This window comes from Sphingomonas sp. CFBP 13603 (assembly GCF_014892665.1).
Classification (GTDB): Bacteria; Pseudomonadota; Alphaproteobacteria; order Sphingomonadales; family Sphingomonadaceae; genus Sphingomonas.
Genome location: NZ_JADBIA010000009.1, coordinates 37,534 through 63,143, shown reverse-complemented (window position 1 = coordinate 63,143; position 25,610 = coordinate 37,534). Strand labels below are relative to the sequence as shown.

Below are 25,610 nucleotides of genomic sequence, written 5' to 3'. Positions count from 1 at the left end.
ATGGCGATCCGGGCTCCCAAGACTGGCCATTCGTTAAGCGCGATCTTTCCCGTTTCTCCGTCTCCGAAAGGCCATCTCGGGAAAGAGCAATCGGGAACAGATTTTGGGAAACGGGGTGCCTTGGACGGCTCTGGCCGTGATCGCTCCGGCGACTGTCTCGCTATGCGTTCCTAATCGGGAAACCCGCTCGGATCAGCGGATATCGTCCACCTCCAGCAGAACACGATGAGCGCTGTCTTCGCTTTGCATTGCTCGAGCCGCTTGCTCAGCCGTTATCGAACGCTGAAGAAGTCGGCTACCGGCCGGCTCTCCGCTGTCGTATTCAGCTATATAAAGGTCGTCTTCGCAGGTGATCCGCAGGCCCCATCCCTCGAATACGATCGTCTGCAACGTTACCCCCTATCAAAAGGTTGATGTGATACGCCCTGATAACGGATCTGCGTGAACTTTGAAAAAATCCTGATGTACCATCCTTTTTGAGAATGGCCGCAGCATCAGCCAACGTCCGCTAACGCTTTCTGCCTTCCCAATAACGGCCATTCCGCTTTCCTCGCCTAACCAGCTATCTAGCTACTGTTGGATGTGCCCCACCCCGACCCTCCCCTGAGGGGAGGGGGCACATCAGGGGTGCACGACCTTCGCGCGCCACGTCGTGATGTAGTCGATGTTGCCGCGGCATTCGCTCATGTCGGCTTGTTCGGAGAGGCGGAAGCGGGTGGCGTCCCAGACGAAGCTCTGGTGCGAGCCGCAGTCGCCGAGACCTCGGCCCTTGGCGTAGCTGGTCAGGACGCCGTTCTTGAAGTCGCCGTTGATGATGCTCTTTACGGGGGTGCCGGTGTCCGCGCCGGTTGCTTCGAAGCCTGCGGGGGCGTCGAGTTGGGCTGGGGTGATGCTGGCGCCGTCGACGATGAAGAGCGCGCTGATCAGATTATAGGCGCCGGTCGAGCAGGGGAAGATCACCAGCGACTTGCCGCCGCCGAGCGCGTGCGTTTCGGGGGTGAAGCCTTCGAGATCGCAGGTGGCGCGTTTGCGGAGTGCTGCGACCTGAGTGGCGGTGAGCTTTGCGGCGGTGCCCGATGGCGCGATCGCGGCGATGACCGGGAGCGGTGGTGCGGGGGCGGTCGACGCTGCTGGACCCTTGGCGACGATCGCGTCGGTGCTGCCCGCGCGGCCTTGTTGCGCGTCAATGTAGCGGAGCGCGGCGGCGGCGCCTTTCAGCGAGAGCGTGGCGAGCGTAGCGCCGTCTGCGTCGAGGATTTTGAGCGACTGGGCGTTGGCGATGGCTGCGGCGAGCGCGGTGGCGTCGCGCAGGGCTATGGGTTTGCCGTCGACCGCGAAGCTGGCGGGCGGGCGCTTGGTGGCGGCCTGGTCGTTGCGGGTTTCCAGCGCCAGCGAGATCTTGCCGCCGCCGTGCGATGCCGCGCCGGGCTCGCGCGTAAGGTTGAGCGTGATCATGTCGCCGCCGCTCGTCTCGGGGAGCAGCGAGGCTAGCGTGCAGCGGAGCGTGTTGTCGCAGCCGACGGTCCAGTCGGTGAAGGTCTTCAGTTCGCCGGGTTTCGGTAGCGTGTGCGAGTCGGTGGCGGGGGTTGGCTGGGGGGGCGTCGGCGCGGCGGGGGCTGGCTCGGTTGTTGGCGTCGTCTCTGCTTTGGGCTGGGGCGCGGGCTGGCTCGGCGAACAGGCTGCGAGCGGCAGCGCGACGAGGGGGCCGAGGGCGGAAAAGATCGGTTTGCACAGCATTGTTGCAGTCTAGCGCTCTGGCTGCGCGGGGAAAAGCGGCTAGGGAGGGGGCAACAAATCAGGAGAGTGATGTGCAGACGATCGGCGTGATTGGTGCAGGGCAGATGGGCGCGGGGATCGCGCAGGTTTCGGCGCAGGCGGGGTACCGCGTGCTGCTGGCGGACGTGTCGCTTGAGGCTGCGACCAAGGGCAAGGCGGGGATCGCCAAGGCGCTTGGCCGGCTGGTCGAGAAGGAAAAGATCGCGGGCGAGGCGCGTGATGCGGCGCTCGCGCTGATCGAGCCGGTCGCGAGCGTGGCGGACATGGGCGATTGTGGACTCGTCGTCGAGGCGGCGACCGAGCGTGAGGCCGTGAAGCGCGCGATCTTCGCCGAGGTCGGCAAGGTGCTGGGGCCGGATGCGATCCTGGCATCGAATACGTCGTCGATCCCGATCACGCGGCTCGCACAGGCGGCGCCCGATGCGGCGCGGTTCATGGGGGTGCATTTCTTCAACCCGGTGCCGGTGATGCGGCCGATCGAACTGATCCGGGGCCTCGCGACGTCGGACGCGACGGTGGCGGCGGTCGAGGCGTTTGCGGAAAAGCTCGGCAAGCAGGTGGTGCATGCGAACGACGCGCCGGGCTTCATCGTCAACCGCGTGCTGATGCCGATGATCAACGAGGCGTGCTTCGCGCTGGGTGAAGGCGTGGCGAGCGTGCGCGATATCGACCTGGCGTGCCAGTTGGGGCTGAACCATCCGATGGGGCCGCTGACGCTGGCGGACTTCATCGGGCTGGATACGTGCCTGGAAATCACGCGCGTGCTGTTCGAGGGGACGGGCGATCCGAAGTTCCGGCCGGCGCCGGTGCTGGTGAAGTATGTCGAGGCTGGGTGGTTCGGGCGGAAGACTGGCCGCGGGTTTTACGATTATTCCGGCGCGGAGCCTGTGCCTACTCGGTGAGGGGGGGCTTACTTCTCCAAGCAAGCTTGTCGAATGTCTAAGCGACACAGCTCGTCTGCCTTCCGTATACGACAGGCTTTGCTTCTGTACGGCGCAATCGATTTTCGCTCGTCCTAGGCTGGTAAGCAGACGTTCGCCCTCTGGGCGCACGCGGATGTAAAGCTACTTTCGCTCAGCGCTTCCGGATGCTCTGGAGACGACGTTTGGACCGTCGTCTCCAGATACATTACGCAGTAACGAACTGACGCGCTGCCTCTGCTAAAAACGCAGATCGAGTCAGCCGCCTATCGGCAGCCGCGCTATCGATAATGCTAAGCGTGTTCTCATCAAATGTGAGATTTACCCGCTTTGTTCTTCCAGCAGGTAAAATTGCTGGAATCATCACGGTGATCAACGCTTCATTGAAATCCTCGGTAAATTTTTCATCGCTTTTAATATCTACGAGGCTTCTTGATTTGGGGAGGCTACCCCCAGCGTCTATCAAAGCGGCAAGATGTCCTGCCAATACGCGACGAGCTATTGCTACTGCCGCCTCGAAATTATCGGTTTCAGCGTAAGCGGTAAAACCGTTAACATCGGGAATAATAAATCCGAAGCCATCTATCTCCTTTGTTACAATGCTGAGATAATACATCTCAATCTCCTCATGTGCTCCGTTTCTGAATTACGGTCTATCGGGCACCCGGGTGGGGGGTAGCGCTTTAGCGCCACCCCGCCTCCCTTTGGATCGCCCGCTTCAGACCCTTGCCAATTTCTTTGCGTGGATGTGGAACGGTGATCAGCTTGATCATATCCGAATGCTTGAAGGTCCGATGGCTTCCTGTCTGAGAAACCTCAACCCAACCTTCTTTTTGCAATCGGCGGATGATCTCGTCGCTGTCACCCATCAGCCAACTCCTTTCTGTGCGCATATAAATGCGCATGATAAATCAGGATGTCAATTCGTGCGCATTATAATGTGCGCTTAGCTGAGTTCTGTGCTAAAAATTTGGTGTTCGGGATATCGTTCATGCAGGTGAGTTGCGACGAGTGTACTTAGCCTGGCTAAGATCCAAATTTGCATGATGTAATAGCTTGACCGCATCGCAAATCGAAAAGGCAGGACATGGCGACCGTTCGCAAGACCATTACGCTTACCGAGCAGCAGGATGCGTGGATCGCGGCGGTTCGCGAGGCGCTGAGCGAGGGTGAGGACAGCGGTGCAGCGGAGGCGTTCGACTTTGCCGCCTTCAAGCAGCGTAAAGCGGCGGAGCGTGGGTGAGTATCGGCTGACGCCAGAAGGCGCAGTGCGATCTCGATAGGGCGTTCGAGTATAGTGTGACGCAATGGGGCTTGGCGCAGGCGTTGCGGTATGTCGATCTGATCGAGGCGGCATGTGATGCGATGGCGGATGCGCCTCTACGCGGGCAGGACTGCGCGCCTATCCGGGCGGGGTATCGGCGGCGGGGTGTTGGGGAGCACGTGCTCTACTTTCGGCCTACGGGGTATGGCACTGCCGTCGTTCGGATCCTGCATCGGCGGATGGAGGCGGGGCTTCTTATCTGATTGCGGCTGCGGTTTAGGAGCTGCGCGATATGCTGGCGTCCTTGGTATCTGCTCGATGGGGAGCATGGGGTCATTAAAACAAGCGTTGGGCTTCACCTCCTTGTTCTCCCGCGAAGGCGGGAGCCCAGACTGGGTCCCCGCCTTCGCGGGGAAACATGCTCGCTGCTTGGAGTAGGCCGCGCCATAGCGAACCAGATTGGTTAAAGTGCTTGACATCGTCACGCTCTTTTGGTACATAACGGGAACGCTGAAGAATTGCGGGTCGGGCTGGTGGCTCGGGCGGAGAGAGGCCGGGACGGCCGGGACGGTCGGGGTGGGAGCCTCGGGTGTCGCCGGCCTCTTCGCGTTCTGGCGGACCTTGTTGTCGGGAGAGCGGGGATGGTGCGGTTGGTGGCGGCGGATAATCGGATCGTGCAGTGCGCCGCGGTGCGCAAGGATGGGTGGACCAAGGCGCGGCGCGAGGGGTTTTTCGCGATGCTGAGCGCGACATGCAACGTGCGGGCTTCGGCGGCGGCGATGGGGATGACCGATTGCGGCGCTTATCATGTGCGGCGGCGTGATCCGGTGTTTGCAGGCCAGTGGCGGGAGGCGCTGGCGGAGGGCTATGGTCGGCTCGAACAGGCGTTGATGGCGCTGGCGCTGGAGGGGATCGAGCCGGCGCCGGCGATCGAGGCAGGGATCGAGCAGGCGCGGGCGGCGACGTGCGGCGAGGCGAAGACCGAGGGCTTCGGGGCCGAGCGGCGGCGCGCGGACGCGGCGGCTCGGGCGGCGGACGGTGGCGGGGATGCGGTGGTTCCGGGGGTCGGGCGCGAGGCTGGGGCTGGTGCGGGAGGTGGCAATGGCGTGATCGTGGGGTCGCCGGGTGTTGCGCCGACCATAACGAGTGTCGACCTGGCGCTGCGGTTGCTGGCGCGGAATACGGACCGGGTTGCGGGTACGGCAGGGGGTCGCGGGCGCAAGGCGCGGGCTTCGGCGGAGGAGACCGATGCGGCGTTGATCAAGCAGCTCGATGCGCTGGCGCGGCGGATCGCGGCGAAGGAGGTCAAGCGGGTCGAAGGCAGGGTGGTCGAAGGCAGGATGGTCGAAGGCAGGATGGTCGAAGGCAGGATGGTCGAAGGCAGGATGGTCGAAGGCAGGATGGTCGAGCATGGCGCCATCGGACATGAGGGCGCTGAGCTGGCCGGCGTGCCCGGAACTGCTTCGGAATGAGTGCGGACCAGGGGGCTCCGGTGCGCGATCCGGTGGCGGAGCTGGCGATGTTGCCGCGGACGCGGGCGGATTGGGTGCTGGGTGCGCTGACCACGGCGCAGCGGCGGGAGCTGCATGATCGGTGGGAGGTGTGGGCGCATCCGGGGCAGCATCTCGGCGCGCGCACGCGGGCTGGTACGGCGGCGGACGACTGGCGGATCTGGGTGATTTTGGCGGGGCGCGGGTTTGGGAAGACGCGCGCCGGGGCCGAGTGGGTCAGTCAGGTAGCGCGGGACAATCCGGGGGCGCGGATCGCGCTGGTCGGGGCGACCGTCGACGATGTTCGGCGGGTGATGATCGAGGGGGAGAGCGGGTTGCTTGCGGTGGCGCGCGATGACGAGGATCCGGTGTGGCGGGCTGGCTTGGGGGAGCTGCGGTTTGCGAACGGGGCTTTGGCTTCGGCGTATTCTGCTGAGGCGCCGGAGGGGTTGCGCGGGCCGGAGCATCATGTGGCGTGGTGCGATGAGGTCGCCAAGTGGCGCAACGGGAATGCGACGTGGGACAATCTGATGATGGGGCTGAGGCTGGGGACGCTGCCGCGGATCGTGGTGACGACGACGCCTAAGCCGGTGGCGTTGTTGCGGCGGATATTGGCGCTGCCGGGAGTGGTGCGGTCTCAGGGGCGGACGCGGGATAATGTGCATCTGCCGGTGAGCTTCGTGGAGTCAATGACCGCGTCCTATGCGGGGACTCGGTTGGGGCGGCAGGAGCTGGACGGCGAGCTGATCGAGGATGTTGTCGGCGCCTTGTGGACGCGGGAGCTGGTAGAGTCTCGGCGGGTGGCTTTTGCGCCTGCCGTCGTGCGGGTTGTCGTTGGAGTGGATCCGCCGGCCGGAAGTGTGTCCGGGGGGCCTGGGGATGCTTGCGGGATTGTGGTGGTGGCGTTGGGGGATAACGGGTTTGCGTATGTGCTGGAGGACGCCAGCGTTTCCGGGGCCAGTCCTGAGGGGTGGGCTCGGGCGGTGGCGGAGTGCGCGGCGCGGCATGGCGCGGATCGGGTGATCGCGGAGGCCAATCAGGGGGGGACTATGGTGGGGAGCGTTCTCTCTGGCGCTGATCGGGCGATGCCGGTGAAGCTGGTGCATGCGTCGCTTGGGAAAGTGGCGCGGGCTGAGCCAGTGGCGGCTTTGTATGAGTGCGGGCGAGCCTGGCATGTGGGGGCGTTTCCGGACCTGGAGGATGAGCTTTGCGGGCTGATCGCCGGCGGGGGGTATGAGGGGCCGGGGCGGTCGCCGGATCGGGCTGATGCTCTGGTTTGGGCGATGACCGAGGTGATGCTGGGGCCTCGGGCGCGGGTTTCTGTGCGGGTGCTTTAGTCCCACTCCCCTGCGGGGAGAGGGAAGGAGGAGTTCTTGCGACGGGAGGGTGAGGGGCTTTGGGGCGGGTGTTCCTAGCCTCACTCCCCTCTCCCTCCCACGCGCAAGGGCGCGCGGGCCCCTCCCTCTCCCCGTGGGGGCGAGGGAATTTCAGGAGATCGGCATGAAATTGTTCGGGTGGAAATCCGGGCGCGATGAGTCGCGGCCGGTGTTGTCTCGGTCTTCGGCGGGGGCGATCGGGGGGGCGGCGTTTGGCGAGTGGCCGCGGAGTTACGAGGCGCAGGTGCGCGAGGCGTATCTGGATAATCCGATAGCGCAGCGGGCGATGAAGCTGGTCGTCGAGGGGCTGGGGAGCGCGCCGATCGTCGCGTCGGATCCGGCGTTGCTGGCGCTGGCGACGGTGCGGTCGGGTGGGCAGACGCTGATCGAGACGGTGGCGGCGCATCTGATGCTGCACGGCAATGCGTATGTGCAGGTGCTGCGCGACGTCGAGGGCGTGGCGGCCGAGCTTTATGCGTTGCGGCCCGAGCGGGTGACGGTCGAGCCGGATGCTAGCGGGTGGCCGGCGGCTTATCGGTATCGGGTCGGGGAGCGGGTTTCGCGGTTGCATGCGGATCCGGTTCGGCCGGAGGTTATTCACCTGAAGAGCTTCAATCCGGTGGATGATCATTATGGGCTGGGGTGCCTGGGGGCGGCGTCGGGGGCGGTGGCGATCCACAATGCGGCGGCGCGGTGGAACAAGGCTTTGCTGGATAACGCGGCGCGGCCTTCGGGGGCGCTGATGTACGATCCGAAGGACGGCGCGACGCTGTCGACCGAGCAGTTCGACCGGTTGCGGGGTGAGCTGGAGGCGTCGTTCTCGGGGGCGGGCAATGCGGGGCGGCCGATGCTGCTGGAGGGGGGCCTCAGGTGGCAGGCGTTGAGCTTGTCGCCGGCGGATATGGATTTCGTGGGGACGAAGGCGGCGGCGGCGCGGGAGATCGCGCTGGCGTTCGGGGTGCCGCCGATGCTGCTCGGGCTGCCGGGGGACAATTCCTATGCGAATTACCGTGAGGCGAACCGGGCGCTTTGGCGGCTGGCGATTTTGCCGCTGGCGACCGCGGTGCTGGGCGGGATCGCGCAGGGGCTGGCCGGGTGGTTCGAGGGGGCGGCGATTTCGGTCGATCTCGACCGGGTGCCGGCGCTGGCGGAGGATCGCGAGCGGCTTTGGGGGATGGTTTCTGCGGCTTCGTTTCTCAGTGATGTGGAGAAGCGGGCGTTGCTCGAGATTCAGGAGGTGGTCTGATGGATGGGGCGGTTTTGGCGCAGTTGATGCGGCAGGGGGCGGAGCGGGGCGTGGACCTGGTGACGTTGCGGGCGATCGTGGAGGAGGCGGGGGAGTTGGGGGCGGCTCGGGCCTTGGCGCGGGTGGCGTTGAGTGATGAGCGGGCTCGGGAGGATGTGGCGGAGTTGCGCGAGCTGTTGGCGGCGTGGCGTGATGCGAAGCGGTCGGTGTGGAAGGCGGTGGTGGGGTGGATCGCTCGGTTGGCGATGGCGCTGATGTTGGCGGGGCTGGCGGTGAAACTGGGGTTTGCCGCGTGGTTGAAGTGAGTGTGGCTTTCGCAGGGTATGCGGCGGTGTTCGATGTTGTGGATCGGGCTGGGGATGTGATGCGGCGGGGGGCTTTTGCTGGGACTGGGGTGGTGCCTTTGTTGTGGCAGCATCGGGGTGTGGCGGTTGGGTCTTTGTCCGTCGTTGCGGAGGATGCGCGGGGGTTGCGGGTCGAGGGGGTGGTTGCGGATCTGGCGCTGGCTCGGCTGGTGCGGGCTGGTGCGGTGGCTGGGTTGTCTGTTGGGTATCGGGCGACGTCCGTGCGGCAGGGGGGGCGGCGGGAGTTGCTGTCGGTTGAGCTGGTGGAGGTTAGTCTGGTGGCGGTGCCTATGCAGGTTTTGGCTCGGGTTGAGGTGGTGAACGTCGTGCCGTGATCGTTTTCCTGCGGACGCAGGAATCCAGGGTCGAGGGGTGAGACGCGTGTGACCCTGGGCTCCTGCGTCCGCAGGAGAACGGTGATTGGCGCGGGCGTTCCTAGCCTCACGCCCCTCTCCCTCCCACGCGCAAGGGCGCGCGGGCCCCTCCCTCTCCCCGGAGGGGCGAGGGAATTTTGAGTTTCGTGAGGCGTCCTGCGGGGCGCCTTTTTTCGTTTCATGCGAGGAGATGGACATGAGTGTTGTTGACCGGCCGGTTTTGGAGGGGGCTTCCCCCTTGGCGCAGAATGCGGCGTTTGCGGGGTTCGTTCGGACTGGTGCTACGCTGGAGATGAAGGCATTTACCGGGGTTACGGGGGATGCCGGCGGGTTTGCGGTGCCGCGGGAGATCGATGCTCAGATCGATACGCTGTTGAAGGGGATCTCGCCGATCCGGGCGATCGCCAATGTCGTGAAGGTGGGGTCGGCTGGGTACCGCAAACTCGTTACGACCGGGGGTACGCCTTCGGGGTGGGCGGCGGAGAATGCGGCTCGGCCGGAGACGGCTTCGCCGGTTTTCGTGGAGATCGCGCCGCCTACGGGGGAGCTGTATGCGAACCCTTCGGCGAGCCAGGCTATGCTCGATGACGCCGCTTTCGATGTCGAGGAGTGGCTGGCGGGCGAGATCGCGATGGAGTTTGCGAAGGCCGAGGGGGCGGCTTTCGTGTCGGGTTCCGGTGTGTCGCGGCCGAAGGGGTTTCTGACGTCGGCTACTGCGGCGACCGCTGATGGCGTGCGGGCTTTCGGGACTTTGCAGTATCTGGCTAGCGGGACGGCTGGGGACTTTTCGGCGAATCCGCAGGAGCGGTTGATCGATCTGGTTCAGTCTTTGCGCGGGCCTTATCGGCAGGGCGCTAGCTTTGTCATGAATGCGGCTACGTTGGCGCGGATACGGAAGTTCAAGACTACCGATGGGGCCTTCGTTTGGGCACCGAGTCTGGCGGCTGGGGTGCCGGCTACGCTGCTGGGGTATCCGGTGGTGGAGGCCGAGGACATGCCGGATATCGCGGCGAATGCGCTGGCGATCGCGTTCGGGAATTTCCGGGCGGGGTATATTATCGCCGAGCGGACCGAGACGGGGATCCTGCGTGATCCGTATTCGAACAAGCCTTTCGTGAACTTCTACGCGACCAAGCGGGTCGGTGGGTGTGTCACGAACTCCGAGGCTATCAAGCTGATGAAGTTCTCGGTGGCTTGAGCTGTCCCTCTCCCCGTCGGGGAGAGGGAAGGAGGAGCACTTGCGACGGGAGGGTGAGGGGTGGTTGGGATTCACGTCCCGAGCCTCACTCCCCTCTCCCTCCCACGCGCAAGGGCGCGCGGGCCCCTCCCTCTCCCCGGAGGGGCGAGGGAAGTTTTGGAGACATCGTTATGACGGGGTCGGCGATTTCTGCCGGGGTGATCGCTGAGGTGGTCGTCGCGGCGAGGGCTTTGTTGCGGGTGGAGAGCGGGGAGGATGTGGTGCTGGCGCGGTTGGCGTCGACGGCTTTGCTGCTGGGGGAGGCTTTCCTGGGGGCGGCGGTGATCGTGCGGCCGTTCGAGGATGTGGTGACCAGTGCGGCGGGGTGGCGGCGGTTGCTGGTCGCGCCGGTTACCGTGATTTCCGGGTTGACCGGGTTGCCTGGCGAGGGGGCGCCGTTCGTGTTGGCGGTCGGGGCGTATGCGGTCGATATCGATGCGGATGGCGTTGGCTGGGTTCGGGTTCTTGCCGCGGGATCGGCCGGGCGGGTGGCTGTCGCGTATTCCGCCGGGCTGGCCTTGAGCTTCGAGGCGGTGCCGGCGCCGATCGCGCAGGGGGTGGCGATGCTGGTCGCGCATCTGTTCGATCACCGGGAGAGCGATGTGGCGCCGCCGGCGGCGGTGGCGGCTTTGTGGCGGCCTTATCGGCGGATGCGGCTGTCCGCTGGGGTGCATTCGTGAGTGGGCGGGTGGTCTTGCAGGCGGCGATCGTGGCTCGGCTGAATGCGGTGCTGGACGTGAGCGTGTTCGATGCGCCGCCGGTTCGTGGGGGGCTGCCGTATGCGGTGGTCGACGAGCCGGTGTTGTCGGACTGGAGCACGAAGACCTGGGTCGGGCGTGAGGGGCGCATTCTGCTGACACTGTTCGATGGGGGGAGCGGCCGGTTCGGGTGCGCGCTTTGCTGGCGACGGCGGAGGAGGGGCTGGAGGCGCTGCCGCCCGATCTTGGTGAGGGGTGGCGGGTGGTGAGGGTGGCGCTGGTGCGGTCTCGGGTGCTGCGGGTCGGGGATCGGTGGCGGGGGACGTCGGAGTTTCTGGTGCGGATGTACCGCGAGAGCTGAGGGAGATCGACATGGCGGTGGAGAAGGGGAGTGCGTTCCTGCTGAAGGTGGGGAACGGGGCGGTGCCGGTGGTTTATGCGACCGTGGCGGGGCTGCGGACGACGCAGATGTCGGTGAATGGGGAGGCTATCGTCGTCACGACGAAGGACTCCGGGGGGTGGCGGCAGTTGCTGTCGGGGGCTGGGGTTCGGAGTGTTTCTGTCTCGGGAGCTGGGGTTTTTACCGGGTCGGTGGCGGAGTTGCGGGTGAAGGCTAGCGCGCTCACCGGCGTGCTCGATGATTATCGGCTGGCGTTCGAGGGGGGCGATACGATGACGGGGAAGTTCCTGGTGTCTCGGCTGGACTATGCCGGGGATTTCAATGGGGAGCGGTCTTATACGCTGAGCCTGGAGAGTTCCGGGGCTGTTGTTGTGGGTTAGCGGCTTTCCCTCTCCCCGACGGGGAGAGGGAAGGAGGAGCCGCTTGGCGACGGGAGGGTGAGGGGTTTTGGGGTGGGGGTTCCGTGCCTCACTCCCCTCTCCCTCCCACGCGCGAGGGCGCGCGGGCCCCTCCCTCTCCCCGGAGGGGCGAGGGAAATTTGGAGAATTCTCATGGGTGATTTGGCGAATTCGGTTCGGGGGGAGGGTGCTCTTCGGGTCGGGGGGGAGATGCTTGTGCTTCGGCCTAGCTTTGCGGCTTTGGTGGCCGCTGAGAGCGAGTTGGGGCCTTTGTTTGCGCTCGTCGAGCGCGCGGCGGAGGGGAAGCATGGGATCGGGGAGATGGTGGGGCTGTTCTGGCATTGCCTGCGCGAGTGTCCCGAGGGGGTTACGCGGGAGCGGTTGGGGGAGGCTGTCGTCGAGGCTGGGCTTGCCGCGGTGACGCCGGTGTTGCGGGGGCTGTTGCGGCAGATCCTGGCGGGGAAGTGACGTTCTCCGAGAATGCGGCGCGGCTGGCTGGCTTTGCTGGCGCGGTGCTGGGGTGGGCGCCGGACGTGTTCTGGCGGGCTACGCCGGCGGAATTGGCGGGGGTTGTCGGGGCTTTGGTGGGGGACGTGCAAACGCCGCCCGATGCTTCGACGATCGCGCGGTTGAGGGGGGCTTTTCCTGATGGATGACGATCTGGAGCCGGCGCTGCTGAGCGTGCGGGTGGGGACGACCGGGTTTGCGCGCGATGTCGCGGCGATGCGGGACGAGCTGGAAAGCGTGCTGGGGAGCGGGGCCGAGCGGGCTTCGCTGCGGGTCGAGGCTGGGCTTTTGCGCGCGGTGCGGTCGGGGAAATTGGGGTTCGAGGAGCTGAAGGGGGTCGCTCTGTCGGCGCTGGATGCGATTGCTTCGGCGGCTTTGAAGGCTGGGGTGCAGTCTGTGTTGAGTGGTGGGGGTTTGAGCGGGGCGCTGGCGGGGCTGGTTGGTGGGTTGCCGGGGCGGGCGACTGGCGGGCCGGTGTCTCCGGGGCGGGCTTATGTCGTGGGGGAGCGGGGGGCGGAGGTTTTCGTGCCTACTTCCAGCGGGCGGGTCGAGGCTGGCGTGCCGGGGGGCGGGGTTCGGGAGGTGAGGGTGGCGATTACCGTCAATGCGGCTGGTGGGAGCGCGCCTGGGGTGTTGGCTCAGTCGAGCCGGCAGGTGGCGAGAGCGGTGAAGGCGGCTTTGGCTAGCGAATAATCCCTCTCCCTTTCGGGGAGAGGGAGGGAGGAGCCGTAGGCGACGGGAGGGTGAGGGGTTTTGGGGCGGGGGTTCCGTGCCTCACTCCCCTCTCCCTCCCACGCGCAAGGGCGCGCGGGCCCCTCCCTCTCCCCGTAGGGGCGAGGGAAAGTTGGAGGATCTTATGGCGCATTGGCTTTGCTCGGGGCGGACTGTGCAGGTCGAGGGGCTTGTGTCTCGGTTCGATCCTCGGTTCTGGACGGTGGATTTTCCGCGGCCGATGATGGCTTCGGTTGTGACTACCGGCCCCGCGTCCCTGCGAGTGGATGCGGTGTTCTATAAGGCGGACGATCTCGCGGGATTGATCTGGGAGGCGGTGGACCGCTTCGATCATCCTTTGCTGAAGTATGAGACTTCGCGGGATTTTCGGGACTGTCGGCTGCGGTTTCGGTGGCGGTCTTCGGGGGTGATGGCGTTGGATGCCATTAATGGCCCCACTCTCACGATCGAGGGGCGGGATGCGGTCGGGGTCGCTCGGTCCTGGTATGTGCGACTGTGGAATTATGCGGTGGGGGCGCCGGAGGATGCGGTCGTTTCGCTCGATTTCGGGGCGATGGTGGGCGGGTATGCGCTGCCCGAGGATAGCGATCCGGTGTGGGCGGGGGATATCGATCGGATGTTCGTGTCGCTGGTGCCGCCGGACTATACGAAGGTCGATGTGCCGCTGGCCGTGCCGCGCGAGGGGTGGGTCGAGTGGACCGATATGGTCTGCGAGGGGGCGGGGTCGGTGCTGGCGATCGGCGATGCGGTGGTGCCGGAGCACGGGGTTCGGATCGCGGGCGGATATGACGACAGTTATAACCTGACGCCGGCGCGGTTGCTGCGGAATGCGCTGCATCTCGGGTATCGGGGGAGCATCACGCATTACGTCGGGATGAGCCATTATTTCCGGCTCGAGGCGCTTGGTGGCGGGTTCTACGTTTCGGCGGCGGGGGGCGTTTTGAACGCGCCTTGTGCAGCGTGGCATCGGGATTTTGCGGCGCGCGCGGGGGCGCTCGGGTTCGATGTCATCTGGTCGCTTAGCTACGAGCTGTTCGATGCGCATTGCTGGAACGATTGGAAGCAGCGGGCGGCGGATGGGTCGCCGGCGCTGACCGGGTGGGAGCCGCCTTCGACGCTGCTGTCGCCGGCGCATGGCGGGGCGATGGGGTATCTCCAGGCGGTCGCGCGGGCTTTTCTGGGTATCGCGGTTGCGGCGGGGTTGGCGCCGAAGTTCCAGGTTGGCGAGCCGTGGTGGTGGGTGATGCCGGATGGGCGGCCTTGCCTGTACGACGCGAGCGCGGTGGCGGCGTTTGCGCCCGTCGCGATGGGGAGCATCCTCGGGCCCAAGACGCCGGCGCGGATCGCGACGCTGGATGCGGCCGGGGTGTGTCTGGCGGCGTCTACCGCTGCGCTTGTCGCGGCGGTGCGGGCGGAGGCGCCGGGGTGCGTGACGCATCTGCTGACGTATCTGCCGACCGTGCTGGATGCGGCGGCGCCCGAGGCGAAGCGCGCGAACATGCCGGTGGGGTGGGCGAGCCCGGCGTTCGATGTGTTGCAGCTCGAGGATTACGACTGGGTGACGGCGGGGGACAGCGCGTCGTCTGCGGAGGGCGTCGCGGTGGCGTTCGCGCGGCTGGGGTATCCGGTCGACAGGCAGCATTATCTTTCGGGGTTCGTGTTGCGGCCTGATCAGGCCGTGCAGTGGGGGCTGATCGAAGCCGCTGCCGAGGTGGCGCGGGCGCGGGGCGTGGCGGAGACGTTCCTGTGGGCGCTGCCGCAGGTAATGCGGGATGGGTTCGTGCATTTCGATACTGCTGGGGAGGACGAGCCTGTGGATGCGTTCGATGACGTGCTGTTCCCGCTGGAGCTGGGACGCGAGGCGGAGGTCGCGCCGGGATTCTCGACCGCGATCCTGACCAGTGCGGGCGGGCGGGAGGCGCGCAATGCCGGCTGGGCGGAGGCGCGGACCGCGTACGATGTCGGGCCGGGATTGCGGAGCGAGGCGGATATCGGTGTGCTGCTCGCGTTCTTTCGCGCGCGGATGGGGGCGGCGCGCGCGTTCCGGTTGCGCGATCCGTTCGACTTCGCGGCGGGCGGCCAGGCGATCGGGACCGGGGACGGTGTCGCGCGGCGGTTCGCGCTGGTGAAATGGTATGAGCGCGCGGCGCGGCGGATCACTCGGCCGGTGCTTGGCAGTGTTTCGGTGAGTGTCGACGGGGTCGGCACGAACGCGTTCGCGGTAGAGGCTGGCGGGTGGGTGGTGCTGGATGTGGCGCCTGCGCCTTGTGCGGCGGTGACCGCCGGGTTCGCGTTCGATGTGCCGGTGCGGTTTGCCGAGGATCGGTTGAGCGTGGCGCGGGCGACTTTCCTGGCGGGAGTCGCGGCAAGCGTGCCGTTGGTCGAGGTGCGCGAGGGGTGATTTGTCCCTCTCCCCCGTGGGGAGAGGGAGGGAGGAGCGCTTGCGACGGGAGGGTGAGGGGAGTTGGGGCGGATGTCTCGAGCCTCACTCCCCTCACCCTCCCACATGCAAGAGCATGCGGGCCCCTCCCTCTCCCCGGAGGGGCGAGGGTTCTCTTTGGAAGGAGGCATTGATGTTTCTGGATGCGGAGCTGGCGACGATCGCGGTGTGCTGGCGGATCGAGCGGCGGGATGGGGTGGCGGTCGGCTTGACCGCGCATGACCGGGACCTGGTGGTGGATGGGCTGGTGCACCGGGCTGCGCCGGGGATGACGCCTTCGGCGATCCAGCGGGCGGATGGGCTGGAGGCGGATACGATGGATGTCGCGGGGGCTTTGACGAGCGCTGCGATCGGCGAGCGGGATTTGTTGAGCGGGCGCTGGGATGGGGCTCGGGTGGTGCTGTTTGCGGTGGACTGGACCGATCCGACTTCTCGGGTGGAGTTGGGGGAAGGGATCATCGGGGCGGTGGAGCTGGGGGATGCTGGGTTCACGGCTGAACTGCGTGGGGCGAGTGCTGCGCTGGATCGGGCGGTGGTGGAGGAGACTTCGCCGGAATGTCGCGCGGAGCTGGGCGATCGGCGGTGTCGGGTGGCGATGGCGGGGCGGCGGCGGTTTGCTCGGGTCGTCGGCTGCGAGGGGGCGGTGGTGACGCTGGACTCCAGTGCGGAGGGGCTTGGGGGTGGGCTGTTGCGCTGGTTCGGGGGAGCGAATTGTGGGTTGGAGAGCGCTGTCGCGCTGGGTGTTGGGGCCGCGGTTACGTTGCGCGCGGTGCCTTCGTTCGTCGTGGAGGCGGGGGTGTTGGTCGAGGTCGTCGAGGGCTGTGACAAGAGTCTGGCCACCTGTGCGGGGCGGTTCGGGAATGCGGTGAACTTTCGGGGGGAGCCGTTTTTGCCGGGGATCGACCTGCTCACCCGGTATCCTGGGGCTTGAGCCGGATCGCGGAGGCTGCCGTTGCGGCGGTGGGGACGCGGTTTCGGTTGCATGGGCGGGGGGCGGATGGGCTCGATTGTGTCGGGCTGGTCGCGTTGGCGCTTCGGGCTGGCGGTTATCTCGGCGAAGTTCCGAGTGGGTATGCGCTGCGGGGTGGCGACTGGGGTTTGCTCGATCGGGTTCTGGTGCGGGTTGTCGAGCCGGCGCCGGGCGACGTGCTGTTGATGGCGGCGGGGCCGGGGCAGGTTCATCTGGGGATCAGGACCGCGGGTGGGTTCGTGCATGCGGACGCGGGGTTGCGGCGCGTGGTGGAGCGGCCGGGGATGCCGCCTTGGCCGGTGCTCGGTGTGTGGCGGATGGGGGTGTGACATGGCGACCTTGGTATTGACGGCCGTGGGGAGCGCGGTGGGCGGGCCGATCGGGGGCGCGATCGGCGCGCTGATCGGGCAGTCGGTGGATCATGCGCTGTTCGGGCCGAAGCGGCGGGAGGGGCCGCGGCTGGTCGAGCTGGCGGTGCAGACGTCGTCTTACGGGGCGCAGATCCCGAAGCTGTTCGGGACGATGCGGGTGGCGGGGACGGTGATCTGGGCGACCGACCTGATCGAGACCCGTGCTTCGTCCAGGAGCGGCAAGGGGCAGCCTAGCGTCTCGACCTATTCCTATGCGGCGTCGTTTGCGGTGCTGCTATCGGCTCGGGCTATTCTGGGCGTTGGGCGGATATGGGCCGAGGGGAAGCTGCTGCGGGGGGCTGCTGGGGACCTCAAGACGGCGACCGGATTTCGGTTGCATCTTGGGGGTGAGGACCAGGCGGTGGATCCTTTGATCGCATCTGCGGAAGGGCTGGCGACGCCGGCGCATCGCGGGTGCGCATATGCCGTGTTCGAGATGTTGCAGCTGGCGGATTTTGGAAATCGGATCCCTTCGCTGACGTTCGAGGTGATTGCGGACGAGGGTCCGGTGCTGGTGTCGACGATCGCGAAGGTGCTGGCGGGGGAGGTTTCGGGGACGGCGGCGCTTGCGGTCGGCGGGTTTGCGGCGTCGGGCGGGAGCGTTCGCGCGGTGCTGGAGATGTTGGGGCAGGCTGGTGGGGCCTGGTTTGCGCCTTCCGGAGCCGGGTTGGTGATGCGCGATGTCCCGGGAGCGATCGTCGTCGTGGCGGACGAGGGGTTTGCGGTTGAGGGGAAGGGTGCGCGGCGGGCTCGGGCGGTGGCGGCGATCGAGACCGTGCCGCGGACCGTGACCGTTGGGTATTATGACGCGGCGCGGGATTATCAGGCGGGTGTGCAGCGGGCGCGGCGGCCGGGGGCTGGGGTGCGTGACGACCGCGTCGAGGTGCCGGCGGTGTTGGAGGCGGGCGCGGCGAAGACGGTGGCGGAGGCGATGCTCGCTCGGGCCGAGGCTGGGCGAGTGCGGCGGACGATCGCGGCCGGGTTCGGGGCGATGGCGATTGCGCCGGGGGCTTGCGTGACGATCCCGGGGGAGGGCGGCGTCTGGCGAGTGGCCGACGTCAGTATCGAGGGCATGGTGACGACGCTCGGGCTGGTGCCGCTGGTGGCGGCTTCGCTCCCGGCGACTGCGACGAGCGGGCGGGTCTCGGGGGCGGTGGATGCGATCGTCGGGGCGACGATCGTGCGCGCGTTCGAGGTTCCCGGGTTGGAGGATGCTCCGTTGAGTGCGCCGCGAATGACGGTGGTTGCGAGCGGCATGGGCGCGGCGTGGCGGCAGGCGGCTCTGCTCTACAGTGTGGATGACGGGGTGAGTTGGGTGGCGGCCGGGGCGACGGCTGCCCCTGCGGTGCTTGGAACGATCGCAGTGGTGGCACCGGGCGCTCCGGCGACGTTGGTCGATCTGCGCGGGACGTTCGAGGTGGTCCTCGCCCATTCGGACATGGAACTGGGCGATGCGGATGCGGCGGGGCTCGACCGGGGTGGCAATCTGGCTTTGCTGGGCGACGAGCTGGTGCAGTTCGGGCGCGCGGAACCGCTGGGCGGCGCGCGCTGGCGGTTGAGTGGATTGCTGCGCGGGCGGCGGGGCACCGAGGCGGCCGGCCTGCAAGCCGTCGGAGATCGGTTCGTGCTGTTGGCGGCGGAGGCCGCGCGGGCGTTCGACTTGCCACTCTCCGTGCTGGGACGCGAGGTGCGCGTGATGGCGTCGGGTGTCGGCGACGAGACGCCGGTCGAGACGCGGTGCGTGATGCGCGGAGCGTCCGTCGTTCCGCCGTCGCCGGTGCATCTTGGCTATCGCGATGAGGCTGATGGAAGTGCGACGGTGCGCTGGACGCGGCGGAGCAGGGCGGGGTGGCGATGGATCGACGGCGTCGATGCACCGCTTGCCGAGGAGCGCGAGGCGTACCGCGTGACCATCGCAACTGCTCTGGGCGTGCGTGACGTCGATGTTGTGCTGCCGTCGGTTTCGATCGCCGCGGCCGAGCGCACGGGGGCGGTCAGCGTCGTGGTGCGGCAACGCGGGGTGTTCGGCGAATCTTCGGCGGCGGAATTGAACGTACCGGCATGATTTCGGAACGGGGGAACGAATTATGAGCGACGACATCACACCGCGACTGGCATTGCCGTTGTTGCAGCCGGGACAGGCGCAGAAGGAAACGACTCACAACGAGGCGCTCGTGCTGCTCGACCTAACGGTGCAGGCGAGCGTGCTGGCCGTGGGAACGAACGTGCCGCCGGCCGCTCCGGCGGCGGGACAGGCCTGGATCGTCGGTGCCGCGCCGACGGGGGGCTGGCTGGGGCAGCCTGGCACGATCGCGGGGTGGACGAGCGGCGGCTGGCGATTCCTCGTGCCACGCGAGGGTATGGCGGTCTGGAGCGTCGCGGACGGGCAGGTCGCGCGGTTCGGTGACGGCGTGTGGACGCTGGGTGTCATCGCCGGGAGCCGCGTCGCGATCGGTGGCAACGACGTCGTCGGCGCACGCCGCGCGGCAGTTCCGGAACCGATCGGCGGAAGCATCGTCGATATCGAGGCCAGGGCGGCGATCGCGGCGATATTGGGTGGTTTGCGGGGTCACGGACTGATTGCTGGCTAAAACCCCCAAAAACTGTGTCGTTCCGGCAACACCCCCAACTTTTGTTAGCTTGCGTGGAAACAAGGCCGAGGATAGGGAGTTTGCGATGTCCGTGTGACACTCATGAAAGGGGATTTATATGCGGAAGCTTGCCGTCGTTCTGGCACTCGCCTCCACCGCTCTTGCTACTCCCGCCCTCGCCCGCGACAAGTCGTGGTACGTTGGCGTCGAAGGCGGTGCGATGATCGTTGAAGACATCGACTATGATATCGGCGCGTTGAACAATGCCGGTTCGGTCGATCATGACTATGGGTACGATGTCGACGCCGTAATGGGCTACGACTTTGGCGGTTTCCGCCTCGAAACCGAAGTCGGCTACCGCAAGGCAACCGTGGACGGCTATTCGTCGACCACGACCACGCCAGCGTTCTCGGCCGCAGGCGTCCGTCGTAACGTCGGCGCTGGCAGCTATGACTACGCCGGTGGTTCGTCGTCGGCGCTCAGCTTCATGCTGAACGGCCTTCTGGACTTCGGTCCGGACGATGGCATCCAGGGTTTCGTCGGCGGCGGTGTCGGTGTTGCTCGCGTCAAGGCGCAGTATGCACTCACCAACGGTGGCGACTTCCTGAACGACTCGGACACCGTGTTCGCGTATCAGGGTCTTGCCGGTATCCGTGCACCGCTGACCGACCACATCGACGCGACGCTGAAGTATCGTTTCTTCAACGCCGAGAACGTCAAGCTGGTCGACGTTTCGAACCGCGTGTTCGACGGTCGCTATCGTTCGCACAGCATCCTTGGTGGTGTGACGTACAACTTCGGCGAGCCAGCAGCTCCGCCGCCGCCGCCGCCGGCACCTGCGCCTGAGCCAGTTCCGGCCCCGCCGGCACCCGTTCCGGAAGCAGTGGTCTGCTCGCCTGGTCCGTTCATCGTGTTCTTCGAATGGGACAAGTCGGACATCACGCCTGAGGCAGCGTCGATCCTCGACAACGCCGTCACGCAGTACCAGTCGTGCGGCAACGCACAGGTCATGCTGGCAGGTCACGCCGATAAGTCGGGTTCGGCATCGTACAACGTCGGTCTGTCGCAGCGCCGCGCAGATGGCGTGAAGGCATACCTGTCTTCGCATGCCATCCCGGACAGCGTCATCTCGACGGAAGCATTCGGCGAGAGCCGTCCGCGCGTCGAGACCGCCGATGGCGTTCGCGAAGTGCAGAACCGTCGCGTGGAAGTCACCTACGGTCCGGGTTCGGGCCAGTAAGACTTTCGCCAACCGACTCTCGGGTCGGTTACGGAATGAAGATAGGGGAGGTCGGCGAAAGCCGGCCTCCCTTTTCTTTTGTCGAGCGTGCGGACCGTGGCTTGGTGGTGAGTCTGCTGAAGAGGGTTGGAGACTGGGCTGCCGGTCGCATCTGTCATGGGCGCAGCGACGTTCCGGATCCCACACGTCTGTGCGAACGCCATCACCTGTTACCAAGCCGACGGGTGATTATGCAGTCGATCGGGCGCGATCAGCGCCGCGCCCAGATCCTTCGCACGACGATCCAAAGCACGACCGCCAATACGACTGCGAGGATCAGTGCGCCTGCAACGGCGCCGGCGACCCGGAAGATCCCCCAGAACAACGCCTCGACGAAGCGGCCGACCGCGACCGAAAGGCCGATCATGCGAGAGGGTCCGAACGCGCCACTGCCTCGACCCTAGCCGGTGAAGGCTTGCGCGCCAAACCCCGTCTTCCTACGCCTCCGCCATGCAGACCAAGCCGAGCCACGCGGAAATCGTCCCAGACAGCGAACACCGAGGGTTGGTCGGCCGCCTCCCGCCTACACTCCGCGGCTTGGCCCTCCTCGCTCGTTTCGACAGGCCGATCGGCTGGTGGCTGCTGTTCTGGCCCGGCGCCTGGGGCGTCGCGCTCGCCGGTGGCGCGGTGCAGCGCTGGGACCTGATCCTCTGGCTCCTCCTTGGCAGCATCGCGATGCGCGGCGCCGGGTGCGTCTTTAACGACATCGTCGACCGCGACCTCGACGCGCAGGTCTCCCGCACCCGCGCCCGACCGATTCCGAGCGGCCTCGTCTCGACCAAGCTCGCCTGGGTCTGGCTCGTCGCGCTGTGCCTGATCGGGTTCGTCGTCCTGCTGCAGCTCACCTTCTTCGCCGCGATCGTCGCGCTTGCCAGCCTGGCGCCGGTCGCCGCCTATCCGTTCATGAAGCGCATCACCTGGTGGCCGCAGGCGTGGCTCGGCATCGTCTTTTCCTGGGCGTTGCTGGTCGGCTGGAGCGACATCGCCGGCGCGCTCGAAACGCCGATGTGGCTGCTCTACGCCGGCTCGATCGCCTGGGTGATCGGCTACGACACGATCTATGCGCTGCAGGACCGCGAAGACGACGCGATGATCGGCATCCGCTCCTCCGCGCTCCGGATGGGCAGCCACGTCAAGGCCGGCGTCGGCATCTTCTACGTCGCCGCCGTCGCGTTATGGGCCGCAGCCTTCTGGCAAGTCCGCCCGGATCCGCTCGCGATCGCCGCGCTCATCCCCATTGCGCTCCACCTCGCATGGCAGGTCGTCACGCTCAAACCCGACACGCACGAAGGCGTCGGCACCGCAGCACTGGCCCGCTTTCGCGCGAACCGTTTTGCCGGCTTGCTCATGTTCCTCGCCTGCGTGGTTGTCGGCACGAGCCTGCATCCTTAAGTCGCTGATATGCTGACCCCAGACCAAGCCCGCGACCGCGCCCACGACATCGTCCAGCGCGCGAGGGCGGCGGGCGCCGACGCCGCCGACGCGGTCTTTGCCGCCGACGCCGCGCTCGACGTGTCGATCCGCCTCGGCAAGCTCGAGGATATCGGCCGCTCCGAAAGCGAGGACCTCGGCCTGCGCGTGTTCGTCGGCCAGCGTTCCGCCAGCGTCTCCACCTCCGACCTGTCGACCGCCGCGATGGACGCGCTGGTCGAACGCGCGGTCGCGATGGCGCGCGAGGCCCCTGAAGACCCCTGGGCAGGTCTGGCCCCCGCCGAACGCCTGCTCCACGGCATCACCCCGATGCTCGGCCTCGACGACGGCGGCGAGGTCAGCCCCGAGCAACTCCGCGACGCCGCGCTAGAAGCCGAAGACGCCGCCCGCGCAGTCCCCGGCGTCTCGAACAGCGAAGGCGGCGGCGCCAGCGCCTCGCGCAGCGTCTGGGCTTTGGCGACCAGCCACGGTTTCGCGGGCGCCTATGCCGCGACCGGCTACGGCGTGTCGGCCAGCGTGCTGGCCGGTGAAGGCGGCGGCATGCAGCGCGACTACGCGCACAGCAGCGCCCGCCTCCGCGCACATCTCGAAGCGCCAGAAGCGATCGGCCGCCGCGCTGGCGAACAAGCCGTCGCGCGGCTCAATCCGGGCCGCCTCGTCAGCGGGCCCACCACGATCGTTTACGACCGCCGCGTCGGCGGATCGCTGGTCGGTCACATGCTCGGCGCGATCTCCGGCCAGGCGATCACGCGGAAAACCAGCTTCCTGCTCGACTCGCTCGGCAGCCAGGTTTTCGCGCACGGCATCACCATCCGCGACGATCCGCACCGCCCGCACGGCCTGCGCTCGCGCCCGTTCGATGGCGAAGGCTTGCCCGTCTCGCCGAGCGACATCATCGAGGACGGCATGCTCGAACGCTGGCTGCTCGACTCCGCCTCGGCGCGGCAACTCGGCCTCGAACCGACCGGCCATGCTGCGCGCGGTGTCGGCGGCGGGCCCGGCGTTTCCACCAGCAACGTGTTCATGGAGCCGGGCCACGTACCCCTTGAAACGCTGATCGCCGACATCGAGTCGGGCGTCTACGTCACCGAACTGATGGGCGGCGGGGCGAACGGCGTGACCGGCGATTACAGCCGTGGCGCGGCGGGCTTCCGGATCGAGAACGGCCAGATCACCACGCCGGTCGCGGAGTTCACGATCGCGGGCAACGTCAAGGATATGTTCCTCGCGATTACCCCCGCCAACGACCTCGAATTCCGCTACGGCGTCAACGTGCCGACGCTGCGCGTGGAGGGCATGACGGTGGCGAGTGGCTGAGCGGCGGCCCAGTTCTGGGCGATCCCCGGAGCGGTCGCCGGCATGGCTGCGCGCGATGGCGGATGCGGTAGCCAAGATCGCGGCGGAGGCGGGCGCGATGGCGCTCGACCGCTTCGACACCGATTTCCAACGCTGGGAAAAAACCCCCGGCAGCCCGGTCTGCGAACTCGATATCGCGATCGACCGTATGCTCAAGGCGCGATTGTCGACGCTGCTCCCCGAGGCCGGCTGGCTGTCCGAAGAAACCGCCGACAACGCCGACCGCCTGGCCCACGACCTGCTCTGGGTGGTCGATCCGATCGACGGAACGCGAGACTATATCCGCGCCAGACCCGGCTGGTGCGTCTCGGTCGCGCTGGTCGACCGTGGCAAGCCGGTGATCGGCATCCTCGAAGCCCCCTCCCGCGACGAACGCTGGCATGCAGTCGCAGGACAAGGCGCCACCCGCAACGGTGTGCTGCTAAAGGCCGGCAACCGCACCGATTTCCTCGGCAGCCGCACCCCCGTCGACGCCCTCCCCAAGGCCGACCGCGACCTCGTCATGGTCCACAAACCCAACTCGATCGCGCTCCGCATAGCAATGGTAGCTGCCGACGAAGCCGACCTCGTCGCCACGCTCCGTTGGGGCAACGAATGGGACATCGCCGCCGCTATCCTCGTCGCAAGCGAAGCGGGTGCGACAGTGAGCGACGCGCTCGGCGCGCCGCTGGTCTTCAACAAGCCGCGTCCGCAGGCGTTCGGTGTTGTAACCAGCGTCCCCGGTATCCACACAGCCGCCGTTACTCGCCTCGCGGATCGGGCAAGGGCAATGAACGCCTAGCGCCTAGCGCCGAGCGCCCCCCCGTCACGCCGGGCTCGTTCCGGCATCCACGGTGCCGCACAATCGAGCTATGTTGGTTCGCGGAACCGTGGCCCCCGGAGAGGGGCTCTTCCGAGCGAAGTCGAAGGGCCTGGGGTGACGGGGCGATTGTCGGGCTGTCGAGACCCCAATACGCGCCAGGAAGCTGAATGTCCGATCCGGCTTCGCGCGAAAACCAACCGATCCTCACCTGCCAAGGGGGAGGTGGCAGGCGCAGCTTGGCGGAGGGGTGGCAAGCGGTCGCGCCCATTCTGCGTCCTCCGCGCCACCGACTCCGGAAAAGAATGCAAACGAACGATCAGGACGTCGGAAGCCCTTGCAGAACCGCCTTCGCTTCATCCGCCGCTAGGTAATTGCACGCATATTGTGAGGGATTGCCACCACGAGTAATCCAGCGGATCCGCGGCGAACCGGAAGTCGCCATCTTGTCCAGGATTTCGCGGTTGATCGCCACCCTGACGAAGCTGGGGTTGGTGCAGGTCATCATGATAACTCCCTTCGGCACATTGCAGGCGGTCTGGACGACCTGCCATGTCGAGGGCAGTTTGTAGGTGTCGTTGCCGATCAGGATGTAATTTTCCGAGATCGGCAGGCCGGCGCGCTCCATGACCAGATTGATGACCGGCGGTTTGCCCGCCGGTGCCAGTCCTTCATAGAACACGTTTGTATAGTAACTCGAATCCGACCTGACGGTGATATCGCGCGCGCCCGGGATTTCCTTGTTCTTCTCACGCTTGATCTTGACACGCTTGTCGACGGGCATCGCGTCGTACTTCGCGCGGTTCCTGATCTGCGTTTCGTTCAGCTCGCAGTGCGCGGCGGTCATCTCCGCGGTCGCCGCCACGCGCGCTATCGCCGTGGGCGAGGCAATCACGGGTGGCGGCTTCTTGAGAAGGCCGAACAGTTGCGCACCGGAAAGCATCGCCGCCGAATTCAATATCGTCAAAGCAACATTCATCATGCCAGCGTCCCTTCCGTCGTTGCCACACCGAAAGGATGCAGAACCGCGATCCGATAAACAATCGAAATAACGGGCTTAGCAATCGGAGGTACTTATCCCGTTCGACAAGGGCGGGCCATAAACCGACGCATCACGTTCCTTCCTGTTCTCCCGCGAAGGTGGAAGCCCAGTCTGGACCCCCGCCTCCGCGGGGAAACATGTCCTACTGGTTCGAACGGTATAGCTGCCCGACTGCGCCTGATCGCGCGCGGCGATCCGCGTCGCCATGTCGCCGGTAACTTGAACGCGCGGCGTCTCGTACGCGACCGGCCGATATCCGAGCTTCAGCGCCTCGTTTCCTCAATACTTTGATCTTTGGAAACCGTTCGTGTGTAGCGGAATTACAGGGCTCACCTCACCCTGTCCGGTCAACGACCCCAGCGCGGTGGACGAGTTTGCCCTTCGTTCTGCTGGTCAGGTGGAAGTGCAGGCATCGATCGCAGCGATAGGCCCCCAGCGGTACGCGTCCGGTCTGCGCCACGACGAGCGCGTCGGCTTCGGAGACGAAGCGCGCTTTGCGGCGGCAGACGCTGAGTCGGGTGCGCTTCACC

The 25,610-nt window shown here is 66.5% G+C and carries 31 protein-coding genes; 24 read left to right on the top strand and 7 right to left on the bottom strand.

The genetic code is table 11. From position 1 onward, the window contains the following. Positions 1-192: 192 nt before the first annotated feature. A complete protein-coding gene (locus IFR23_RS14150) occupies positions 193-390 on the bottom strand; it encodes a hypothetical protein (protein WP_192976471.1) in 198 nt (65 codons plus the stop codon). A gap of 231 nt (positions 391-621) precedes the next feature. Then, on the bottom strand, positions 622-1,737 hold the full coding sequence (locus IFR23_RS14145; RefSeq protein ID WP_192976470.1) for a DUF1176 domain-containing protein: 1,116 nt from the start codon (positions 1,735-1,737) through the stop codon (positions 622-624). Between the two features lie 71 nt (positions 1,738-1,808). Here IFR23_RS14145 and IFR23_RS14140 point away from each other — a divergent pair, with 71 nt between their 5' ends. Continuing rightward, positions 1,809-2,678, top strand: coding sequence for a 3-hydroxybutyryl-CoA dehydrogenase (locus tag IFR23_RS14140; RefSeq protein ID WP_192976469.1), 870 nt, complete (start codon positions 1,809-1,811; stop codon positions 2,676-2,678). Positions 2,679-2,904: 226 nt separating this feature from the next. Here the strand turns inward: IFR23_RS14140 and IFR23_RS14135 are convergent, their stop codons facing one another. Both IFR23_RS14135 and IFR23_RS14130 read right to left on the bottom strand, forming a co-directional pair. Beyond that, positions 2,905-3,312, bottom strand: a complete 408-nt coding sequence (locus IFR23_RS14135) for a type II toxin-antitoxin system HicB family antitoxin (RefSeq protein ID WP_192976468.1) — start codon at positions 3,310-3,312, stop codon at positions 2,905-2,907. A 67-nt stretch (positions 3,313-3,379) separates the two neighbouring features. Beyond that, positions 3,380-3,565, bottom strand: a complete 186-nt coding sequence (locus IFR23_RS14130) for a type II toxin-antitoxin system HicA family toxin (RefSeq protein WP_197978455.1) — start codon at positions 3,563-3,565, stop codon at positions 3,380-3,382. Positions 3,566-3,783: 218 nt separating this feature from the next. On the opposite strand from IFR23_RS14130, the gene IFR23_RS14125 reads away from it, so the two are divergent. From IFR23_RS14125 to IFR23_RS14030, 20 genes are all read left to right on the top strand, one after another. After that, positions 3,784-3,939 carry a type II toxin-antitoxin system ParD family antitoxin gene (locus IFR23_RS14125; RefSeq protein ID WP_192976467.1) on the top strand — a complete coding sequence of 52 codons (156 nt, stop codon included), beginning with the start codon at positions 3,784-3,786 and terminating at the stop codon, positions 3,937-3,939. A gap of 56 nt (positions 3,940-3,995) precedes the next feature. Continuing rightward, the gene (locus IFR23_RS20645) at positions 3,996-4,223 is read left to right on the top strand and encodes a type II toxin-antitoxin system RelE/ParE family toxin (protein WP_446740910.1); all 228 of its coding nucleotides are present in this window, start codon (positions 3,996-3,998) and stop codon (positions 4,221-4,223) included. Positions 4,224-4,601: 378 nt separating this feature from the next. Next, complete coding sequence (locus IFR23_RS14115; protein ID WP_192976466.1) at positions 4,602-5,432, top strand: hypothetical protein; 831 nt, start codon at positions 4,602-4,604, stop codon at positions 5,430-5,432. Continuing rightward, positions 5,429-6,787 carry a DNA-packaging protein gene (locus IFR23_RS14110; RefSeq protein ID WP_244655693.1) on the top strand — a complete coding sequence of 453 codons (1,359 nt, stop codon included), beginning with the start codon at positions 5,429-5,431 and terminating at the stop codon, positions 6,785-6,787. The genes IFR23_RS14115 and IFR23_RS14110 overlap by 4 nt, the downstream gene beginning before the upstream one ends. Positions 6,788-6,950: 163 nt before the next feature. Continuing rightward, the gene (locus IFR23_RS14105) at positions 6,951-8,072 is read left to right on the top strand and encodes a phage portal protein (RefSeq protein WP_192976465.1); all 1,122 of its coding nucleotides are present in this window, start codon (positions 6,951-6,953) and stop codon (positions 8,070-8,072) included. Next, complete coding sequence (locus tag IFR23_RS14100; RefSeq protein WP_183129183.1) at positions 8,072-8,377, top strand: DUF6127 family protein; 306 nt, start codon at positions 8,072-8,074, stop codon at positions 8,375-8,377. The genes IFR23_RS14105 and IFR23_RS14100 overlap by 1 nt, the downstream gene beginning before the upstream one ends. Beyond that, on the top strand, positions 8,281-8,751 hold the full coding sequence (locus IFR23_RS14095; protein ID WP_342344963.1) for an HK97 family phage prohead protease: 471 nt from the start codon (positions 8,281-8,283) through the stop codon (positions 8,749-8,751). Before IFR23_RS14100 ends, IFR23_RS14095 begins: the two co-directional genes overlap by 97 nt. Before the next feature lie 235 nt (positions 8,752-8,986). Then, on the top strand, positions 8,987-9,988 hold the full coding sequence (locus IFR23_RS14090; protein ID WP_192976463.1) for a phage major capsid protein: 1,002 nt from the start codon (positions 8,987-8,989) through the stop codon (positions 9,986-9,988). A 170-nt stretch (positions 9,989-10,158) separates the two neighbouring features. Further along, entirely contained in the window at positions 10,159-10,707 is a 549-nt protein-coding gene (locus IFR23_RS14085; RefSeq protein ID WP_192976462.1) for a head-tail connector protein, read from the top strand. Between the two features lie 208 nt (positions 10,708-10,915). Beyond that, on the top strand, positions 10,916-11,086 hold the full coding sequence (locus IFR23_RS14080; protein ID WP_192976461.1) for a hypothetical protein: 171 nt from the start codon (positions 10,916-10,918) through the stop codon (positions 11,084-11,086). Positions 11,087-11,097: 11 nt separating this feature from the next. Next, positions 11,098-11,505: a phage tail tube protein gene (locus tag IFR23_RS14075; RefSeq protein WP_056060976.1), complete on the top strand. Its 408-nt coding sequence runs from the start codon at positions 11,098-11,100 to the stop codon at positions 11,503-11,505. Between the two features lie 171 nt (positions 11,506-11,676). Continuing rightward, positions 11,677-11,991 carry a gene transfer agent family protein gene (locus tag IFR23_RS14070; RefSeq protein ID WP_192976460.1) on the top strand — a complete coding sequence of 105 codons (315 nt, stop codon included), beginning with the start codon at positions 11,677-11,679 and terminating at the stop codon, positions 11,989-11,991. Beyond that, positions 11,988-12,179 carry a phage tail assembly chaperone gene (locus IFR23_RS14065; protein ID WP_192976459.1) on the top strand — a complete coding sequence of 64 codons (192 nt, stop codon included), beginning with the start codon at positions 11,988-11,990 and terminating at the stop codon, positions 12,177-12,179. Before IFR23_RS14070 ends, IFR23_RS14065 begins: the two co-directional genes overlap by 4 nt. Beyond that, positions 12,172-12,723: a tail tape measure protein gene (locus IFR23_RS14060; protein WP_192976458.1), complete on the top strand. Its 552-nt coding sequence runs from the start codon at positions 12,172-12,174 to the stop codon at positions 12,721-12,723. Before IFR23_RS14065 ends, IFR23_RS14060 begins: the two co-directional genes overlap by 8 nt. Before the next feature lie 163 nt (positions 12,724-12,886). After that, positions 12,887-15,163: a DUF2460 domain-containing protein gene (locus IFR23_RS14055; RefSeq protein ID WP_192976457.1), complete on the top strand. Its 2,277-nt coding sequence runs from the start codon at positions 12,887-12,889 to the stop codon at positions 15,161-15,163. Positions 15,164-15,332: 169 nt separating this feature from the next. After that, a complete protein-coding gene (locus IFR23_RS14050) occupies positions 15,333-16,133 on the top strand; it encodes a DUF2163 domain-containing protein (RefSeq protein ID WP_244655692.1) in 801 nt (266 codons plus the stop codon). After that, entirely contained in the window at positions 16,130-16,501 is a 372-nt protein-coding gene (locus IFR23_RS14045) for a peptidoglycan endopeptidase (RefSeq protein WP_192976455.1), read from the top strand. Before IFR23_RS14050 ends, IFR23_RS14045 begins: the two co-directional genes overlap by 4 nt. Position 16,502: 1 nt before the next feature. Next, complete coding sequence (locus tag IFR23_RS14040) at positions 16,503-18,647, top strand: phage tail protein (RefSeq protein ID WP_192976454.1); 2,145 nt, start codon at positions 16,503-16,505, stop codon at positions 18,645-18,647. Positions 18,648-18,669: 22 nt separating this feature from the next. Further along, positions 18,670-19,173, top strand: coding sequence for a DUF2793 domain-containing protein (locus IFR23_RS14035; RefSeq protein ID WP_192976453.1), 504 nt, complete (start codon positions 18,670-18,672; stop codon positions 19,171-19,173). 118 nt (positions 19,174-19,291) lie between these two features. Then, positions 19,292-20,413, top strand: coding sequence for an OmpA family protein (locus IFR23_RS14030; protein ID WP_192976452.1), 1,122 nt, complete (start codon positions 19,292-19,294; stop codon positions 20,411-20,413). A 250-nt stretch (positions 20,414-20,663) separates the two neighbouring features. On the opposite strand, the gene IFR23_RS14025 is transcribed toward IFR23_RS14030, so the two are convergent. Beyond that, positions 20,664-20,819 (bottom strand): hypothetical protein, encoded by a 156-nt coding sequence (locus IFR23_RS14025; protein ID WP_192976451.1) that lies wholly within the window; start codon positions 20,817-20,819, stop codon positions 20,664-20,666. A gap of 83 nt (positions 20,820-20,902) precedes the next feature. Between IFR23_RS14025 and ubiA the strand changes: the two genes are divergently transcribed. From ubiA to IFR23_RS14010, 3 genes are read left to right on the top strand one after another with little or no spacing between them, the layout of a single operon-like run. Next, positions 20,903-21,844, top strand: a complete 942-nt coding sequence (gene ubiA / locus IFR23_RS14020; RefSeq protein WP_192976450.1) for a 4-hydroxybenzoate octaprenyltransferase — start codon at positions 20,903-20,905, stop codon at positions 21,842-21,844. A gap of 9 nt (positions 21,845-21,853) precedes the next feature. Beyond that, a complete protein-coding gene (locus tag IFR23_RS14015; protein WP_192976449.1) occupies positions 21,854-23,200 on the top strand; it encodes a TldD/PmbA family protein in 1,347 nt (448 codons plus the stop codon). 55 nt (positions 23,201-23,255) lie between these two features. Further along, positions 23,256-24,020 (top strand): 3'(2'),5'-bisphosphate nucleotidase CysQ, encoded by a 765-nt coding sequence (locus IFR23_RS14010; protein ID WP_192976448.1) that lies wholly within the window; start codon positions 23,256-23,258, stop codon positions 24,018-24,020. Positions 24,021-24,357: 337 nt separating this feature from the next. On the opposite strand, the gene IFR23_RS14005 is transcribed toward IFR23_RS14010, so the two are convergent. After that, positions 24,358-25,020, bottom strand: a complete 663-nt coding sequence (locus IFR23_RS14005; RefSeq protein ID WP_192976447.1) for a hypothetical protein — start codon at positions 25,018-25,020, stop codon at positions 24,358-24,360. A gap of 394 nt (positions 25,021-25,414) precedes the next feature. Next, complete coding sequence (locus IFR23_RS14000) at positions 25,415-25,609, bottom strand: hypothetical protein (RefSeq protein WP_192976446.1); 195 nt, start codon at positions 25,607-25,609, stop codon at positions 25,415-25,417. Position 25,610: the final 1 nt, after the last annotated feature.